Annotated in this window: 18 protein-coding genes; 9 read left to right on the top strand and 9 right to left on the bottom strand. The window is 72.9% G+C overall.

Going from position 1 to position 17,099, the window contains the following annotated elements; genetic code table 11:
- Positions 1-36 precede the first annotated feature (36 nt).
- On the bottom strand, positions 37-483 hold the full coding sequence (locus tag ABZU69_RS22890) for a hypothetical protein (protein WP_354966379.1): 447 nt from the start codon (positions 481-483) through the stop codon (positions 37-39).
- Between the two features lie 2 nt (positions 484-485).
- A complete protein-coding gene (locus tag ABZU69_RS22885; protein ID WP_354966378.1) occupies positions 486-1,253 on the bottom strand; it encodes an SGNH/GDSL hydrolase family protein in 768 nt (255 codons plus the stop codon).
- An 84-nt stretch (positions 1,254-1,337) separates the two neighbouring features.
- Between ABZU69_RS22885 and ABZU69_RS22880 the strand changes: the two genes are divergently transcribed.
- The 5 genes from ABZU69_RS22880 to ABZU69_RS22860 all read left to right on the top strand — a co-directional run bounded on the left by ABZU69_RS22880 (position 1,338) and on the right by ABZU69_RS22860 (position 5,044).
- Entirely contained in the window at positions 1,338-1,478 is a 141-nt protein-coding gene (locus tag ABZU69_RS22880; protein ID WP_354966377.1) for a DUF397 domain-containing protein, read from the top strand.
- 155 nt (positions 1,479-1,633) lie between these two features.
- The gene (locus ABZU69_RS22875; protein ID WP_354966376.1) at positions 1,634-3,403 is read left to right on the top strand and encodes a proline--tRNA ligase; all 1,770 of its coding nucleotides are present in this window, start codon (positions 1,634-1,636) and stop codon (positions 3,401-3,403) included.
- Between the two features lie 57 nt (positions 3,404-3,460).
- Positions 3,461-3,886, top strand: a complete 426-nt coding sequence (locus tag ABZU69_RS22870; protein WP_354966375.1) for a CBS domain-containing protein — start codon at positions 3,461-3,463, stop codon at positions 3,884-3,886.
- Between the two features lie 67 nt (positions 3,887-3,953).
- Entirely contained in the window at positions 3,954-4,382 is a 429-nt protein-coding gene (locus ABZU69_RS22865) for a SufE family protein (protein WP_089018370.1), read from the top strand.
- Positions 4,383-4,402: 20 nt separating this feature from the next.
- Positions 4,403-5,044, top strand: a complete 642-nt coding sequence (locus tag ABZU69_RS22860) for a DsbA family oxidoreductase (protein WP_354966374.1) — start codon at positions 4,403-4,405, stop codon at positions 5,042-5,044.
- Positions 5,045-5,123: 79 nt separating this feature from the next.
- Here ABZU69_RS22860 and ABZU69_RS22855 read toward each other — a convergent pair whose 3' ends face one another.
- The 6 genes from ABZU69_RS22855 to ABZU69_RS22830 form a co-directional block, all read right to left on the bottom strand.
- Complete coding sequence (locus tag ABZU69_RS22855; RefSeq protein ID WP_354966373.1) at positions 5,124-5,672, bottom strand: YbaK/EbsC family protein; 549 nt, start codon at positions 5,670-5,672, stop codon at positions 5,124-5,126.
- A 114-nt stretch (positions 5,673-5,786) separates the two neighbouring features.
- Positions 5,787-5,981, bottom strand: coding sequence for a hypothetical protein (locus ABZU69_RS22850; protein WP_354966372.1), 195 nt, complete (start codon positions 5,979-5,981; stop codon positions 5,787-5,789).
- Positions 5,982-6,018: 37 nt separating this feature from the next.
- Positions 6,019-6,801 carry an NAD(P)H-binding protein gene (locus ABZU69_RS22845; protein WP_354966371.1) on the bottom strand — a complete coding sequence of 261 codons (783 nt, stop codon included), beginning with the start codon at positions 6,799-6,801 and terminating at the stop codon, positions 6,019-6,021.
- Positions 6,802-6,933: 132 nt separating this feature from the next.
- Positions 6,934-7,587 (bottom strand): GAP family protein, encoded by a 654-nt coding sequence (locus tag ABZU69_RS22840; RefSeq protein ID WP_354966370.1) that lies wholly within the window; start codon positions 7,585-7,587, stop codon positions 6,934-6,936.
- 51 nt (positions 7,588-7,638) lie between these two features.
- Complete coding sequence (locus ABZU69_RS22835; RefSeq protein ID WP_354966369.1) at positions 7,639-9,018, bottom strand: MFS transporter; 1,380 nt, start codon at positions 9,016-9,018, stop codon at positions 7,639-7,641.
- 113 nt (positions 9,019-9,131) lie between these two features.
- Positions 9,132-9,392, bottom strand: coding sequence for a hypothetical protein (locus ABZU69_RS22830; protein WP_354966368.1), 261 nt, complete (start codon positions 9,390-9,392; stop codon positions 9,132-9,134).
- Positions 9,393-9,609: 217 nt separating this feature from the next.
- On the opposite strand from ABZU69_RS22830, the gene ABZU69_RS22825 reads away from it, so the two are divergent.
- The 3 genes from ABZU69_RS22825 (at position 9,610) to ABZU69_RS22815 (ending at position 15,663) form a co-directional block, all read left to right on the top strand.
- Positions 9,610-14,049, top strand: a complete 4,440-nt coding sequence (locus tag ABZU69_RS22825; protein WP_354966567.1) for a cation-translocating P-type ATPase — start codon at positions 9,610-9,612, stop codon at positions 14,047-14,049.
- Between the two features lie 199 nt (positions 14,050-14,248).
- Positions 14,249-14,824, top strand: a complete 576-nt coding sequence (locus ABZU69_RS22820) for a TetR/AcrR family transcriptional regulator (protein ID WP_354966367.1) — start codon at positions 14,249-14,251, stop codon at positions 14,822-14,824.
- A gap of 50 nt (positions 14,825-14,874) precedes the next feature.
- Positions 14,875-15,663, top strand: coding sequence for an SDR family oxidoreductase (locus ABZU69_RS22815; RefSeq protein ID WP_354966366.1), 789 nt, complete (start codon positions 14,875-14,877; stop codon positions 15,661-15,663).
- A gap of 258 nt (positions 15,664-15,921) precedes the next feature.
- Here the strand turns inward: ABZU69_RS22815 and ABZU69_RS22810 are convergent, their stop codons facing one another.
- Complete coding sequence (locus ABZU69_RS22810) at positions 15,922-16,266, bottom strand: hypothetical protein (RefSeq protein ID WP_354966365.1); 345 nt, start codon at positions 16,264-16,266, stop codon at positions 15,922-15,924.
- A gap of 380 nt (positions 16,267-16,646) precedes the next feature.
- On the opposite strand from ABZU69_RS22810, the gene ABZU69_RS22805 reads away from it, so the two are divergent.
- The coding region (locus tag ABZU69_RS22805; protein WP_354966364.1) for a transposase family protein at positions 16,647-17,099 on the top strand (453 nt) is incomplete at its 3' end.

Genomic DNA, 17,099 nt, shown 5'->3' with positions numbered 1-17,099 from the left:
GCCATCGGGTGCGACGCCGCGCACGTGACTGAAGGGTCAGGCGCGGCGGTGGGCGATCCGACCGGCGACCACGGTCACCAGGCAGGCACCGTCGGCGTCGAGGACCGCCAGGTCGGCGCGCCCGCCCTTGTGCAATCTCGGTGGTACGGCCGCCAGCAGCACCAGCAGGTCACCCCGGTCGACTGCGGCCCGCAGCGCCGGGTCCGCAAGGTGCTCCGCCAGCACCGCCGTCACCCCGCTCCGCAGCAGCGCGTGCACCCGCTCGCGCGGGGTGGGCGCCACCGGCAGCGGGCCGTCGTGCAGCAGACCCGGCCCCAACGTGCCGGGCCAGCGGCGGACCCGCACCCCGGCGTACGCCCCGCTCAGCTCGGCCAGCGGACCGACGGCCTCGATCCGGTCGCCGCTCACCACCACGGCGTGATCCGCCGCCGGCTCGCCATCCGGAGTGAGCCGCAGAAGCGGCGCGGTGTGCAGGGTGCGCACGCTCAGTCGACGATCGGCCCGAGCAGCGGACGCTTCGCGGTGACCGTGTCGCCGGACGACCGGCCGGTCAGCCGGCGCTTGATCCACGGGGCCAGATGCTGCCCGGCCCAGCGCAGGTCGGCCGCGCGGGCGGCGAGCCACGGAGAGGGCGCGGGGTGCGGGGGCACCATCAGCCACTCCTCGTCGCAGCCGACGCCGAGCGCGGTGAGCACCTGTCCGGCGACCCGTCGGTGCCCGGCCTCGCTCAGGTGCAGCCGGTCGGTGCTCCAGAGCATCGGGTTGAGGAAGGTGTCGTCGGCGTACAGGTCGACCATGATGGCGCCGTGCCGCTCCGCGGTCTCGCCGACCGCCTGGTTGAGCAGCTCCACCCGGGGAGCGACGAGACGCTGGCCGGGCAGCCGGGCCATCACGTCGGCGAACCGGAAGAGCAGCACGTCCGCGCCGCCCGAACGCAACTGCCGCACCACCTCGTCGAAGCGGGCGACCAGCGTGTCCGGATCGAAGGTGCGGCGCAGCACGTCGTTGCCGCCAGCCGCGAAGCTGATCAGGTCGGGCTTCATGGCCACCGCGGCGGGCACCTGCTCGGCGACCACGCTGGGGAAGAGCCGACCGCGGATGGCCAGATTGGCGTACCGGAAGTCGGGACCCGCCTCGGCGGCGAGCCGGGTCGCCACCATGTCGGCCCAGCCTCGGTAGGTGCCGTCCGGGTACGCGTCGTCCATACCCTCGGTGAAGCTGTCCCCGACCGCGACAAAACTGCGCCAGCGCACCCGCGCTCCCCTCACGCCATTCGTTGCCTGCGGCGACCAGTCTGTCACCGGAGACCCGGCCGCTGGTGCCCCCGCAGGGATGACGTGGCGGAGGTCATCAGTCGCGCTCGGGGTGGCCCGGCCCGCGTCGTCGGTGTGCGGGACAGCGAGGACCCGGCCGGTGCGGTGCTCACCTTCGACCCGCAGTCCTGGCGAGCCTTCGTCACCGCTGCCAAACGGCGCTGACCTCGCCGCACCGGGGCTGATCCACTCGGGATCCCGGAAACCGGGGCATCCCCACGAACGGGATACCCCGACATCATGAAAACCGAGTCGATCACGCGGAACATCAGCGTCGAAATGGATCGCTCATCCCGCCGCACCGGTCGTAGGCTGCGCTGATGCTGCTACGCATGTCGACCCTGCTGCTGCGAACGCTGCGCGAGGACCCGGCCGACGCGGAGGTGCCGAGCCACCGGCTCCTGCTGCGCGCCGGCTACATCCGCCGCGCCGCGCCGGGCGGCTACACCTGGCTGCCGCTGGGCAAGCTGGTGCTGGACCGGATCACCGAGGTGGTACGCGGCGAGCTGATCGCGATCGGCGACCAGGAGGTGCACTTCCCGGCGCTGCTGCCGGCGGAGCCGTACCGGACCAGCGGCCGGTGGACGGAGTACGGCGACGACATCTTCACCCTCGCCGACCGACGCGGCGCCGAGTACCTGTTGGCACCCACCCACGAGGAGCTGGCAGCACTGCTGGTCAAGGACCTGTTCACCTCGTACCGGGACTTCCCGGTGACGCTGTTCCAGGTGCAGACCAAGTTCCGGGACGAGGCACGGCCGCGGGCCGGTCTGCTGCGCGGCCGGGAGTTCCTCATGAAGGACGCGTACTCCTTCGACCTGGACGAGGCGGGGCTGCGGGACGCGTACGGGCGGCACCGGGCGGCGTACCAGCGGATCTTCGACCGGCTGGGCCTGGACTACACGGTGGTGCACGCGATGTCCGGGGCGATGGGCGGCTCGGCGTCGGAGGAGTTCCTGGCCGCGACGCCGGTCGGCGAGGACACCTTCGTCGGCTGCACCGCCTGCGACTACGCGGCGAACACCGAGGCGGTCACCACCCGGGTGCCGGCCGCCGGCGACCCGACCGCGCAGCCGGCCGTCGAGGTGCACGACACTCCCGAGACCCCGACGATCGCCAGCCTGGTCGAGCTGGCCAACGCGCGCCGGCTGGGTGGCCGGGACGGCTGGACGGCCGCCGACACCCTGAAGAACGTCGTGCTGGCCGTCCGTCTGCCGGGCGCGGACCGGGCCGAGCCGCTGGTGGTCGGCGTTCCTGGTGACCGGGAGGTCGACCTGAAGCGGGTGGACGCCGCGCTGCACCCGGCCCAGGTGGCCGTCTTCGAGGAGTGGGCCGACCATCCCGAGCTGGTTCGCGGGTACATCGGGCCGCAACTGCTCGACAAGCTGGGCATCCGCTACCTCGTCGACCCGCGGGTGGTGCCCGGCTCGGCCTGGTTGACCGGGGCGAACGAGCCGGGCCGGCACGCGACGGACGTGGTCTGCGGGCGGGACTTCACGCCCGACGGCACGATCGAGGCGGCCGACGTACGGGCCGGCGACCCCTGCCCGACCTGCGAGGGTGGCCAGCTGACCATCCGGCGGGGCATCGAGATCGGGCACATCTTCCAACTCGGCCGCCGGTTCACCGACGCGTTCGCGGTCGACGTGCTCGGTCCGGCGGGCAAGCCGGTCCGGCCGACCATGGGCTGCTACGGCATCGGGGTGTCGCGGGCGGTGGCGGCGATCGCCGAGCAGCACCACGACGACCGGGGGCTGGTGTGGCCGGCGGCGGTCGCGCCGTGTGACGTACACCTGGTCGTGGCGGGCAAGGGGCCGCAGCTCGACGCGGCGCTGGAGCTCGGCGGGCGGCTCGCGGCCGCCGGCCTGCGGGTGCTGGTCGACGACCGGACGCACGTCTCGGCCGGGGTGAAGTTCACCGACGCCGAGCTGATCGGTGTGCCGCGCGCCGTCGTGGTCGGCCGACGGCTGGCCGACGGGTACGTCGAGCTGCGCGAGCGGGCCGGCGACGGGCGCACCGAGCTGCCGTTGGACGGTCTGGTGGAACGGTTGGTCGACGAGGTACGCCGGGAACGTGGGACCGTGGTGTAGCCACCGCGGCACGGGGTACCGCAGTTCGATCGGGTGGATACGTCTTCGGAGGCTCTGATGACCGGTTACCGGGTCAGCGACGTGATGACCAAGCAGGTGGTGTACCTGCCGGCGGAGACCACCCTGGACGAGGCGGCCAGGGTGATGAAGGAGGCGGACATCGGTGACGTGGTGGTCACCGACGGCGCCAGCCTCGCCGGCATGCTCACCGACCGCGACATCGTGGTCCGGGCGGTGGCCGAGAACATCTCGCCGGCCGCCACGACCATCGGCTCGATCGTCACCCGCGAGGTGGTCATGATCGAGCAGCACTGCACGGCGGGCGAGGCGGCGGCGTTGATGCGGGACCGGGGCATCCGCCGGGTGCTGGTCTGCGACACCGACCGCAAACTGGTCGGCATCGTCTCGCTCGGCGACCTGGCCATGCAGCTCGACCCGACGAGCGCCCTCAGCGAGATCAGCGAGCAGTCCCCCACGGTGTAAGGAAGGGCCCCTTCCTATCGCCTCAGGTAGAGGAAGGGGCCCCTATTAACAGCGGTAGCCTCGACGCATGGCTGACATGCCGGCCCGACTGGCCGAGATCGTCGACGAGTTCGCCTCCGCGCCGCGCGACCTGGTGCTGGAGATGCTGCTCGAGTACGCCGACGTCATCCCGCCGCTCCCGGTGGAGGCCGCCGAGCGCGAGGGCATGGAGCAGGTGCCGGAGTGCCAGACGGCGTTCTTCCTGCGCGCCCGGGTGACGCCGGACGGGGTCGTCGAGACGCTCTTCGACTGCCCACCGGAGGCGCCGACCACCCGGGCGTTCGCCGGGATCCTCGCCGAAGGGTTGGCCGGCGCGAGCGCCGAGGAGGTGCTGGCCGTGCCGGACGACCTCTACCAGCGGATGGGCCTGGCGCAGGCGATCAGCCCGCTGCGGGTGCGCGGCGGCACCGCGATCCTGGGCCGGCTCAAGCGCCAGGTACGGGAACAGATCGGCTGACCAGGGAGTTGGCACCGATCATGGAGATCGAGATCTACGCGGACGTCGTGTGCCCGTGGTGTTACATCGGCAAGCGCCGGCTGGAGAAGGCGCTCGCCAGCTACGACGGCGAGGTGACCGTCCGCTACCGGCCGTTCCAACTCGATCCGTCGCCGGTGGCCGAGCCCCGTCCGCTGATGGAGGCGATGGCCGCCAAGTTCGGCGGCCCGGAGCGGGCCCGGCAGATGTTCGCCCACGTGACCGGGATCGCGGCCGGTGACGGGCTCCGGCTCGACTTCGACCGGGCGGTGGCCGCCAACACCTTCGACGCGCACCGGCTGGTCTCATACGCGACCGACCACGGCCGGGCCGCCGACATGGTGGAGGCGCTCTATCAGGCGTACTTCACCCAGGGCGTCGACGTCGGCTCCCACGAGGCCCTGGCCACGGTGGCCGGCGGCATCGGCCTGGACGCCGCCGACGTGCGCAGGTTCCTCGACTCCGACGAGCGGGCCACCGACATCGCCGCCGAGTTGGCCGCCGCGCGGGAGTTGGGCGTCACCAGCGTGCCGACCTTCGTGCTGGCCGGAAAGTACGCGGTCACCGGCGCACAGGAGACCCAGACGCTGCTCGCCGCGCTGGCGGAGGTCGAGCAGCGCGAGTCCGGAGCACACTCGCACTGAGTCAGGCCGCAGCCGGCCAGGCACCCGGCATCGACCGGCGTGATGTTTCACGTGCAACGGTATCGATGCGGGTGCCTGGTCAGGCCGGTCGGGCCAGGCCCTCCACCACCTGCGCGCCGGGCAGCACGCCGAGCGCCGGCCCGGGAAGCGCGATCTTGCTGTGCCGTACGCCGGACCCGATGATCACGTGCGGCGTCGCGATCACCCGCGAGTCCACCAGGATCGGCCACTGCGCCGGCAACCCGATCGGGGTGATGCCGCCGTACTCCATGCCGGTGAGCGCGACCGCGTCGTCCATCGGAGCGAAGCTCGCCTTCCGCACGTCGAGCGCCCGGCGGGCCACTCCGTTCACGTCGGCACGGGTGGTGGCCAGGATGATGCAGGCCGCGTAGCGGACCACACCCTCGCGCTTGCCGGCCACCACCACGCAGTTGGCCGACACGTCCAGCCCCACCTCGTACGCCGCGCAGAACGCGGCCGTGTCGGCGAGATCGGCGTCGATCGGGGCGACCAGCACCTCGTCGACGTCCATCGGCGCGTCGGCGGGCCACTGCGCGATCGCCTCCGCCACCGGCGGTGCGAGCAGGTCCAGTCGGGCACGGGCCGGTTCGGTCTTCAGCGTTCCCATCACGGATGCGATCCTCGCACCCGCCACGCCGAACCGCCCGGCGACTCCCGAACCGTCCCACGATCCCGAGCCGCCACGCGGCCCCGCCCGTCCGGGGCCGAGCCGACCGGCGGCTCAGCTGCCGGCGAGGAAGGCGTTCTCGCGCAGGAAGGTGCGGTCGCGGGAGGCGGCCAACTCCTCGGCGCGCTGGGCCTTGGCTCGGAACAGCTCCACGTCCTCCAGCGCGTGCCGGACACCCAGCCGGATCACGCCGTAGAGGAAGACGAAGCCGAAGACATAAAGGATCACGGTGGTGACGACTGCGAACATAGCGTCACCGTAAGACGAACGTGAACCGGTGTACGTCTCATCTCCGCCCGGTTCCCCCGTACGTGTCAGCGAGGTGGTCGGCCCAGGTGCGAACGCCTCGGGGCAGCACCTCGGTGACCAGGCCGCCGGCGCGCAGTTCACGACCCAGCCGGCCGGGGATCCGCACCGGCAGCAGGGGCCGGCGTGATCCCCGGGCCTCCCGCCAGGCGCGGACCGCCTCGTCGAAGCGGAGCACCTGCGGCCCGCCGTACTCCTCGATGCCGCCCAGCGGGCCGGCGACCAGGCGAGCCGCCAGCCGCGCCGCCACCTCGCCCGGGTCGATCGGCTGGGCGAGCACCGCGCGGTCGCCGATCACCAGCCCCAGCCGCGCGCTGGCGGTCAGCATGTCGTCCAGGAACTGCGGGAACTGGGTCGCCCGCAGCACCGACCACGGCACCGGGCCGGCCGCGACCACCTGCTCGGCGGCGAGCTTGTGCCGGTAGTACGGGATGGGGACCCGGTCCACGCCGACGATCGAGACGTACACCAGGTGCCGGACACCGGCGGCGCCGGCGGCGACCACCAGCCGACGCGTGCCCAGCACGTCCACCTGGTAGGTCCGCCGACCCTGGGGTGCGGACGCCAGGTGCAGCACCGCGTCCATCCCGGCCACCGCCTCGGTCAGCCCCTCCCCGGTGGCCAGGTCGGTCGCCACCCACTCGACCTCGCCGCCGGCACGCGGCCGTCGGCTGGTCGCCCGGATGGTGACTCCGTCGTCGCGCAGCCGGGCCAGCACCGCGTGGCCCAGGCGACCGCTCGCTCCGGTGACCAGAACCCTCATCCCGTCCTCCCGTCCCGCCGCGAAACCACGGCATCCGCCAGCCCATCGACCCGTCCGGCGCGGCCGCGCCGCCCGTGGGCCACCCGCTGTTGACGGCGACCCGGCACGGCCCGTGACCGGGTGTGCGGCGGCTCACCTCGAACGGATCAGGTCCAGCACGGTCAGCAGCGTGAAGAACGCGATCAACACTTCGCTGACCACCCAGGCGTGCCCCTGGGCCCACTCCCGCATCCGGGCCAGCACCCGTGCCGCGCGCCGCCCGAGCAGGAGCAGCGCCAGCAGCGGCAGGGCGAGCAACGTCACCGTGAACAGCACGAACGGCAGCAGGTGCCACCACGGCAGGTTGTGCCGGGCCACGCTCGCCCCGACGGCGGCCATGGTCAGGTCATCGGTGGGCGTCACCACGAAGAGCAGCGCGCCCAGTCGCAACGCCCAGGCGGGGTCGGCGTGCCCGATGCTCCCCAGCCACTTCGGCTGCCCGGCCCGGTTCCGACGCAGCCAGACCACCACCGCCAGGCTGACGAGCAGGACGAGCACCACCAGGTCGATGACGGGCCCGCGATCGAGCCGGCCCGCGACGGCCGTCGCATCGGCGGCCGGGCGGCCCACCAGCCGGACGAGCAGCCACGCCACCGTCACCCCGGCGGCGACCACCAGCCCGGCGCCGGCGAGGAAGCCCAGCGACGCTGCCCGGGGACGGTCCGACGACGCGAGGAAGACCGCCACGACCAACTGGGTCCCGGCGACCATCACCACGGCCAACGGAAGGACGGTCAGGAAGTTCATCGCCCGCCATCCTCCCGGCCCACCGGCGCCGGACGCCGCCGAATCCACGGATCACCCGCCCGGCCGCGCCCTCCCGCCAACCACCACCCGGCCGGCCAGCAGCGCACCGAGCAACGCCAACCCGGCGGCCACCACCAGGGTCGCCGTGTAGCTGGCCGGGCCCGGCGCGCTCCCGGCGGCCAGCACAGCGCCGGTGAGCGCCAGCACGGTCGCCGCGAAGAGCGAGTCGCCCAGCTGCAGCGAGGAACTGTTCCGGCCCTGCTCCCCGGGGGCGGACAGCTCCAGGGTGAGCACCGACAGCGACGGATAGAGCAACCCCATGCCGAGGCCGGCCACCGCCCAGCCCAGCACCGCGACGGCCACCGGCAGCTCGGGCCGGACGGCCAGCGCCACCGTGGCGGTGCCGATCGTGATGCAGCTCAACCCGGACCGCGGCAGGCTCGCGCGGGAGGCCGGCAGCGGAATCCGGCCTTGCACCCAGGAGCCCACCGACCAGGCCACCGCCCCGACCGTGAGAACCAGCCCGGCGGCGGTGGGCGACAGACCCCGCTCCCGGGACAGCATCAACGGGATGACCACCTCGGCGCCGACGAACGCCGCCGAGGCCAGACCCCGCAGCCCGACCACGGTGGGCAGGCCCCGGGCCGCCCGCAGGAAGCCGGGCGGCAGCAGGCGCGGAGCGCAGACCAGCAGGCCGGTCACCGCGAGCGCGATCAGGACCACGGCGGCGGCACCGCGCTGCTGTCCCCCGATGTGCAGCAGTGCGGCGCTCACCGCCGCCCCGCACGCCCAGCCGACGCGGGCCGCCGCGCCCGCCGCCGGCCGGGTCGGCACAGTCCGGTCCAGCGACCGCAGGCCGGGATGGATCAACAGCACGGCCGGCACCGCCACCGCCGGCACCGCCAGGAAGACCCACCGCCAGCCCAGGTACTCGACGATCAAGCCCGCCAGCGCCGGCCCGACCAGCGACGGTACGACCCACGCCGCCGCGAACGCGGCGAAGATCCGCCGGTGCAGCTCCTCCGGGTACGCGTGCCCGACGATCACGTAGAGCGCCACCGAGAGCAGCCCGGAGCCGAACCCCTGCACCACCCGGCCGACGACCAGCGCACCCATCACGGGGGCGGTCCCGGCGATCAGCAGTCCGACCACGAACCAGGCGACGCCGTGCCACATCGGCCCCCGAGGCCCACGCGAGTCGCACCAGATACCGGAGACCACCATGGCCAGCACACCCGCGGCGAACGGGCCGCCGAAGGCGATGCCGTACAGCGCCAGCCCGTCCAGGCTGCGGGCGACGGTCGGCATCGCCGTACCGACCGCCAGCGCCTCGAACGCGAGCAGCGAGATCAGCGCGACACTGCCCACCGTCATCGCGCGCAGCCGGGGCGCGAACAGCCCCGGCGGGGCCGGTACGACGGTGGCGGTCACCGAGCACCCGCCGAGCGGGCGTCGGGCGGGCGGGTCCCCAGAGGTGTGCGCGGCATGCGCCCAGCCTGCGACCTCAACCCGGATTCAGGTCAACCGGTGTGACCCGGCTCTCGTCAAGCGTTCTCCAGCGCCTCCCCGACGCCTCGTACCAGTCCCGAGAAGTGCTGGTCCGACAGGAGGTGGCCGGCGGTGATCACCAGGGCCAGCGGCCATTCAATGACCTGGAGTGCGGCGAGCACCCCGAGCCCGGCGTAGTACGCGATCCGGTCCGGCGGCGGCACCGCCACCTGACCCAGCATCGGCACCTCCACCCGCCGGCCGTACGTCCGGACGTTCTCCTGCGCGCCGTTGAGGTGTCGCGTCAGCGTGCTCATTCGGCCTCCCCGTATCCGTTGACGTTCGCCGGATTCCACCGCCCACCCCGTCCATGCGCCGCCGCCTGCGGAAAGTTCCGCTGCTCGCGGGGCATAACGGATGGCAGGCCGGGAAGCCAGGCCGCCGGACGCGAGGCGGCGGGAGGGCGACGATGGGCGTGGGTGGGAGCAGCAGCTACGGGGAGTCGGGCCGGCGTCCGTCCAGTCGTACGCCTCGATGACGGCGGCGGGCCGGGCCGTCGGCCGCCTCCTGCCGTCCTTCGGCCTGCCGAATCTGGTCGGCGAGGCGTCCCGGACCGTGGGCTCGGCCGCGACCCGGCTGGCCCGGACGGCCGGCCTGACCCGGCGTCGGGTCTGGTCCCGGCCCGGCCGGCACCACATCGAGGTGCACGGTGTCTGCCAGGACGGCGGTGACCGGCTGGCCCGGCAGGTGGAGGGCGCGCTGGAGCGAATGCCGGGGGTCGCCTGGGCCCGGGTCAACGCGCCGTCCGGCCGGGTGGTGGTGGCCGTGCGGGCACCCGAGCCGAAGCTGCCGGACCTGATCGCCACGATCGCCCGGGTCGAGAAGACCTGTGACCACGAGCCCGACCCGGAGATCCCGCCGCCGCACCCACCGGAGGAGGGGCCCCGAACTCCCCGCACCCTCGGTGCGCTCGCCTCGGACGCGTTGGGCCTGACCATCTCGGCGGCCACCCGGATCCTGCCGTTCACGCCGGTGCCCGCCGAGGTGGCCGGGTTGCTCACCGCGGTGGACCTGCAACCCAAGCTGCATGCATTCGCCGCCCGGGGCCTACGCGCCGATCCGCGCGCCGACATCCTCTTTCCGCTCGCCGAAGCGGTGGTGCAGGGCCTGGCCGGAGGCTGGGCCGGGATAGTCCTGGACGGCGCTCAACGCATCGTGCAGTGGGGCGAGGCGCGGGCGCAGCTCGCCGCGTGGGAACGGGCCGAGCCACGGCTGACCGGCGACCCGGAACGCGCCACCGCCCGGTGGCCGGTGGTCGAACGCCCCCGGCCCAAGCCGGACGGCCCGGTCGAGCGGTACATCAGCCGGATGCTGGCCGCCGGCGCGGCGGCTGCCGCTGCCGCGATGCCCTTCGCCGGCCCCAAACGGGCCGCCGCGCTGGGCCTGTCCGCGTTGCCCAAGGCCCCCGGCAGTGGACGCGAGGGGTACGCCGCTCAGCTCGGCCGGATCCTGGCCCGGCGCGGCGTGATCGCGATGGACCGCAGCGTGCTGCGCGAGCTCGACCGGATCGACACGCTGGTGTTGGACGCCGCGGTGCTCGGCTCGGACCGGGGTGTGCTGGCCGACCTGGCCCCGGCGCGGGACGTGGACGTCGAGCAGGTGGCCGAGCGGGCGTTCGCGTTGTTCGACCCGGCTGATCCGGCCGGCTCACGGGCGGCGGACGGCTGGCGGCTCGGGCCACTGGACCAACTGCCCCCCAGCGATCCTGACGACACGCCCGACGGCGACCGGCTGCGGGCGGCCGGTGGTCAGCTGCTCGGCCTGGCCCATGGCGACCGGCTCGCCGCACTGCTCCGGGTCGAACCGGAGCCCGCGCCGGGTGTCGACAGCCTGCCGGCCGCGGCCCGGCAGGCCGGCCTGCGGCTGGTCGTGGCCGGCGGTGACGAGCAGCGGTACGGCTTCGCCGACACGATGCTGCCCGGCGGGGACCAGTTGACCGACTCGGTACGTGCGTTGCAGCGCGACGGGGCGGTGGTGATGCTGGTGTCCGGGGACCGGTCGGCGCTGGGCGCGTCCGACTGCGGCCTCGGGGTGTCGGCTCCGGAGGAGCTGCCGCCGTGGGGCGCGCACCTGCTGGTCGGCGCGGACCTCCGGACGGTGGCGCTGATGGTGGAGGCGACCGGGGTGGCCCGGCGCATGACCGAACAGAACGTTCGACTGGCCATGGCCGGCACCGGTCTCGGGGCGCTCGGCGCGTTCACCGCCGCCCCGACCCATTTGCCCGGCCGGTCGATAGGCGCCGTGAACGGCGCGGCCGGGCTGGCCTTCGCGCACGGCGTCTGGCGGGCCCGGCGGCTGCCGGACCGGTCGGACACTCCGGCGCCGGTGGCGACCGCCTGGCACCTGATGCCGGTCGGCGCCGTGTTCGGCCGGCTCGGCACCGGACCGGACGGGCTGGACAGCGCTGAGGCGCAGCGCCGACAGGACGGGCAGGGCCCGAGCGGCGACCACGCATCCGAAAGCGGTGGTCTGCTGCGTGCCTTCGTGGACGAGCTCGCGAACCCGCTCACCCCGGTGCTGGCGGCCGGCGCGGTGCTCTCCGCGTCGTTCGGCTCGCTGGTCGATGCCGCGCTGGTGGGCGGCGTGGTCGGCGGGTCCGCCCTGATCGGGGCGGTGCATGAGCGAAACACCGAACGGTCGCTGGCCGAGCTGCTGTCCCGTTCGGCGGTGACCGCCCGGGTCCTCCGCGACGGCGCCGAGCGGGTGGTCGCCGCAGAGGACCTGGTCCTCGGGGACGTCATCACCGTCGAGCCGGGTGACTCGGTGCCCGCCGACTGTCGGGTGCTCGAATCGGTGGGGCTGGAGGCGGACGAGTCGTCGCTGACCGGCGAGTCGCTGCCGGTCGCCAAGACCGACCGGCCGGTGGTCGCCGCCGCCGTCGCCGACCGGCACTCGATGCTGTACGAAGGCACCACCGTCGCCGCCGGACACGGCACCGCCGTGGTGGTGGCCATCGGCACCGACACCGAGGCCGGGCGCAGCCTGGCGCTGGTCCGGCAGGCGCCACCGACCAGCGGGGTGGAGGCCCGCCTGAGCTCGTTGACCAGCGCCGCCATCCCGTTGGCCGCCGGCTCGGCGGTGGCGGTGGCCGGCGCTGGCCTGCTCCGGGGCGTACCACTGGCCGAAACGGCGGCGACCGCCGCGAACCTCGCCGTGGCGTCGGTGCCGGAGGGGCTGCCGTTTCTGGTCAGCGCGGCGCAGCTGGCCGCCGCCCGGCGGCTGGCCGAGCACGGGGCGCTGGTTCGCAACCCGCGCACCATCGAGGCGTTGGGTCGGGTGGATGTGCTCTGCTTCGACAAGACCGGCACCCTCACCGAGGGTCAGTTGCTGCTCGCCGGGGTCGGCGACGGCGTCGGTGACCGGTACGCGGCGGTGGACCGGCTGGACGATCGCCTCCGGTTGACGCTGGCTGCGGCGCTGCGGGCCACTCCCGCCGCAGCCGATCCGGAGGAGTTGGCGCTCCAGACCGACCGTGCGGTCCGGCGGGGCGCCACGGTGGCCGGGGTGGTGGAGCAGACCGGCGCCGCAGGGTGGCGGGCGGCGGGCGGGCTGCCGTTCGAGCCGTCGCGCGGCTACCACGCGAGCATCGGGGAGACCGACGGTCACCTGCTGTTGAGCGTCAAGGGGGCACCGGAGACGGTGCTGCCGCGCTGCTCGGCCCGGCGCAGCGATGGCCACCAGGAGCCGCTGGACGACGCCGGCCGGGCGGAGCTGCAACGGATGCTGGCCGACCAGGCCGGGGCCGGGCATCGGATCCTGGCCGTCGCCGAGTGCGAGGTGGACGACCCGAAGGTCACCGACGGGGACGTCCGGGCCCTGACCTTCGTGGGTTTCCTCGCCCTCGCGGACGGGGTCCGGGAGAGCGCCGCCCCGGCGGTACGCCGGATCCGGCAGGCCGGCGTACACACCATCATGATCACGGGGGACCATCCGGCCACCGCCGAGGCCATCGCCGCCACCATCAGTGAGCACGACGAGCAGCGGGTGGTCACCGCGGGCGAACTCGACCAGTTGGACGACGAGACGCTCGCCGAGCGGTTGGCCAACACCGACGTGGTGGCCCGCTGCACCCCGGCGCACAAGGTGCGGATCATCCAGGCGTTGCAGAAGTGCGGGCGGACCGTGGCGATGACCGGTGACGGCGCCAACGACGCTCCGGCGATCCGGCTGGCCGACGTCGGGATCGCCCTCGGCCAGCGGGGCACCCCGGCGGCCCGGGCCGCCGCCGACCTGGTGGTCACCGACGACCGACTGGAGACCATCATCGCCACCCTGGTCGAGGGGCGGGCGATGTGGTCGTCGGTGCGGCACGCGCTCAGCATCCTGGTCGGCGGCAACCTCGGCGAGATCGCGTTCAGCGTGCTCACCGCCGCGGCGACCGGCCGCTCCGCGCTCACCGGACGGCAGTTGCTGCTGGTCAACCTCCTCACCGACCTGGCGCCGGCGCTCGCCATCGCGATCCGCCCGCCCGCGGCGGACCGCACTGACGGCCTGCTCCGGGAGGGCCCGGACGCCTCGCTCGGAGAGACGCTCACCAGGGAGATCGGGCTGCGCGCGGCGGCCACCACGCTGGGCGCGACCGCCGGCTGGACGTTGGCCCGGTACACCGGCCGCCGTCAGCGGGCCGGCACCGTCGCGCTGGTCTCCCTGGTCGGCACCCAGCTCGGCCAGACGATCCTGGCCGGCGGCACCAGCCCGGCGGTGCTGGCGTCCACGGCGGCGTCGCTGGGGGTGCTGGTCGTGGTGGTGCAAACGCCGGGGGTGAGCCAGTTCTTCGGCTGCACCCCGCTCGGACCGGTCGGCTGGACCATCGGGGCCGGGTCCGCGCTCGGTGCCACCTTCGCCAATGGCGCGCTCACCAAGCTGGTGGAGCACCTGCCGCAGGCCCGACCCGACCACGGTGGGGCGAGCTGATCCGAGGGCTGACCGTGCCCGACCACGGGGGTCTTCCGCTCACACCTGGCGCACCTTGTGGACGGGCGGCGACAACCGACCGCAGCAGGCACCGGCATTCAGCATCCACTCAATGGTCTGACCGATGTCGCCGAACGCCGCCACGGGTGACTGCCCCACAGTTGTGGACTGATCAGTTCCCTACCTCTATGGTTGTCGCATGGGCAGGCCAAGGACGTTCGACATCGACACGGCGGTGAACCGTGCGATGGAGTTGTTCTGGCGTCAGGGGTTTGAGGCGACCTCGACGGAGGATCTCGTGGAGGGCCTCGGAATCGCCCGCGGCAGCCTGTACAAGGCGTTCGGATCCAAGGAGCAGCTCTACGCGCTGGCGCTTCGCCGTTACTGCCAGCGCCACGCGGCGGGGCTGATCGAGGTGTTGGACCGGGCGGAGCAGGTGCGTCCTGCGCTCCGGGCGGTGCTCCTGGAGCTGGTGGAGACCGACCTGGCCGATCCGGAGCTGGGCTGCCTGCTGGTCAACGCGACCACGGAGCGCTCGGCGCATCCGGAAACGGTGCAGCAGGTTTCGCGCACGATGGGTCAGATCGAGTCGGCCCTGGCCGGGGCGTTGGAGCGGGCGCGGGTCCGCGGTGAGATCGCGGCGGACAAGAAACCGCAGGAGCTGGCCCAGTTCCTGACCACGTTCCTGCAGGGTCTCCGGGTGATGGGTAAGGCCCGCGCGGATCGAGCGTTCCTCGACAACGCCGTGGAGGTCGCTTTGGGCGCCCTCGACTGACTTTTTGCTGCCCGAATTAGGAACAGATCAGTCAACAATCAGGAGTGGTAATGAATCTCGAACTGCAGGGCAAGGTCGCCATCGTCACCGGCGCAAGCAGGGGCATCGGTCTCACCACCGTGGCGGCATTGCTCGACGAGGGTGCGCACGTGGTGGCGAGCAGCCGCACGAGCACGCCGGAGCTCGACGCCCAGGCTGCGCGCGGGGCCACCGTGGTGCTGGCCGACATCACCGACGCGGATACCCCGCAGCGGCTCGTCGACGCCGCGCTGTCGACGTACGGGCGACTGGATGTGCTGGTCAACAACGTTGGTGCCGGCAGCGTCCGGTCAGGATTCCTCGACGTCGACGACGCCGAGTGGGCACGCGTGTTCGACGTGACGTTCTTCAGCGCCGTACGCACGAGCAGGGCGGCCCTGCCCGCCCTGCTGGACAACGGCGGAACGATCGTCAACATCAGCAGCATCAACGCCCGGCTGCCGTTCCCGATGGTGGTCGATTATTCGGCGGCGAAGGCGGCTGTCGCCAACCTGACCAAGACCCTGTCGGAGGAGTTCGCACCGCGCGGTGTCCGGGTCAATGCCGTCTCGCCCGGCCCGGTGCGGACCCCGTTCTGGACCGGGCCCGACGGTTTCGCCCACGCCGTCGCCGCCAGCGCGGGTGTCACCGCCCAGCAGGCGCTCGACGAGGTCGTGCCGCAGAGCATGGCGATCAGCACCGGCAGGGTCACCGAGGCCGGCGAGGTGGCCGACCTGGTGCTGTTCCTTGCCTCCGCCCGCTCCGCCAACACCACCGGTTCCGAATTCATCCTCGATGGCGGCCAGGTCAAGACCCTGTAACCACGGCTGTCCCTCAGGACGTGGACATCGCGGTCAGGCAGCGCGCGCTGCCTGGCGCCGCGGAAGGTGCCGTGACCGGGTTTGAGATCAACCGAGGAAAGTGCTGGTGGAGCCCAGGGGACTCGAACCCCGTGCCGCGGGCTCTCCGCGCGCCTGGACGTTTGTGTACCCGGCGGCAAGCCGCGGAGCGGCGCGGCAGCCGAGCGCCCTGACATCGCCGACGGACGGCCACGCTGGCGCTCGTCACGGCCCAAATTGCTACTCACGACCAATCCGACGCCTGGCGCGAGATTCAAGGACCCCGTAGGTGACCATTAGAGCCAACGCGGCCAGTAACAGCACAGCACTGATCCACCGGCTCGGAGTGCGCCAGGTGCTGGGCGTGACCTCCGTGAGGTTTCCCAGCCCCAGCAGAGCGTAGAACCCCATGCACGCTGCCCCTGCGGCCCACAGCAGGGGGTGATGCACTGTCCGCCCGAACAGCCGAACCGTTGACGCACGTCGGCTGCTGATGACCACCCAGGCAGCACGCCCGACCACGGCGACAGCGGCGCTGGCGAGCAGGATGTCCACGGCCGTTGCGCCCGCCTCGTAGGTCGTCACGGGCGTCACGGTAGCGGCGGCACACAGCTGCCGGCCTCGGGCATATGGACAGCCGTCGCCTTGTGCGGCGCGTCATGGAACTGCTCGGGCGCTCCACGATCCGGATGACGGCCGACACCTACGGGCACGTCCTGCCCGCGCGGGCTCGTCACGCTGCCTCGGCATCGATCGGGTGCTGGGCGAGGAAGGGACGGCGTGACCGCTTGGCTGTGATCGGGACCCGAGATCAACCAAGGAAAGTGCTGGTGGAGCCCAGGGGACTCGAACCCCTAACCCGCTAGCGCTGTCGAGTTCAGTCGGAATCGGACAGGTCGTCGCTCTGACCCGGGCCGCGATCCTCGCCTTCTCTCGACGTTTTGTACCCGCTTTCACTCGCGGTTGTGCCGGATCTGTGCCCGGTGATCTTTAACGACCTCGTGCACGGTTGTAGATGCTTGAGCATCGATGATCGTGCCATGGTTGGTGCTGCGATCATGACGGATCGTCGGATGACAGGGCTGTCCCGGCAGGTGATTGAGGGCTTGGTCGCGGAGCTGGCGCCGCGGTGGCAAGCCCAGCATCGTGACCGGCTCGCTGCGCGAGCGCGTCGTCGCCGCATAGGCGCCGGCGCGAGGTACCGGTTCGGGTTCCCGGATCGGCTGGTGGCCACGCTGGTGCATCTGCGGCACGGGTTGACCCACGATGTGGTGGCGGCGTGGTTCGGGGTGCATCGCTCGACGATCACGCGCAGCGTCGCGCAGGTGCGGCCGTTGCTGGCCGAGCGTGGTTGCAGGGTGCATGACGGTGTCCGGCTACGCACCCTCGCCGACGTGGTGGCGTACCTCGGGCACCAC

Source organism: Micromonospora sp. NPDC005206 (assembly GCF_040608175.1).
Lineage (GTDB): Bacteria > Actinomycetota > Actinomycetes > Mycobacteriales > Micromonosporaceae > Micromonospora.
This window is presented reverse-complemented; position numbering and strand designations above follow the sequence as displayed.

Coding starts and splice junctions, on each gene's coding strand:
- ABZU69_RS22840 (WP_354966370.1), bottom strand. CDS start 7,587: ATGAACTTCCTGACCGTCCTTCCGTTGGCCGTGGTGATGGTCGCCGGG.
- ABZU69_RS22830 (WP_354966368.1), bottom strand. CDS start 9,392: ATGAGCACGCTGACGCGACACCTCAACGGCGCGCAGGAGAACGTCCGG.
- ABZU69_RS22865 (WP_089018370.1), top strand. CDS start 3,954: ATGGCTGACATGCCGGCCCGACTGGCCGAGATCGTCGACGAGTTCGCC.
- ABZU69_RS22820 (WP_354966367.1), top strand. CDS start 14,249: ATGGGCAGGCCAAGGACGTTCGACATCGACACGGCGGTGAACCGTGCG.
- ABZU69_RS22825 (WP_354966567.1), top strand. CDS start 9,610: ATGACGGCGGCGGGCCGGGCCGTCGGCCGCCTCCTGCCGTCCTTCGGC.
- ABZU69_RS22845 (WP_354966371.1), bottom strand. CDS start 6,801: ATGAGGGTTCTGGTCACCGGAGCGAGCGGTCGCCTGGGCCACGCGGTG.
- ABZU69_RS22875 (WP_354966376.1), top strand. CDS start 1,634: ATGCTGCTACGCATGTCGACCCTGCTGCTGCGAACGCTGCGCGAGGAC.
- ABZU69_RS22815 (WP_354966366.1), top strand. CDS start 14,875: ATGAATCTCGAACTGCAGGGCAAGGTCGCCATCGTCACCGGCGCAAGC.
- ABZU69_RS22870 (WP_354966375.1), top strand. CDS start 3,461: ATGACCGGTTACCGGGTCAGCGACGTGATGACCAAGCAGGTGGTGTAC.
- ABZU69_RS22855 (WP_354966373.1), bottom strand. CDS start 5,672: ATGGGAACGCTGAAGACCGAACCGGCCCGTGCCCGACTGGACCTGCTC.
- ABZU69_RS22860 (WP_354966374.1), top strand. CDS start 4,403: ATGGAGATCGAGATCTACGCGGACGTCGTGTGCCCGTGGTGTTACATC.
- ABZU69_RS22850 (WP_354966372.1), bottom strand. CDS start 5,981: ATGTTCGCAGTCGTCACCACCGTGATCCTTTATGTCTTCGGCTTCGTC.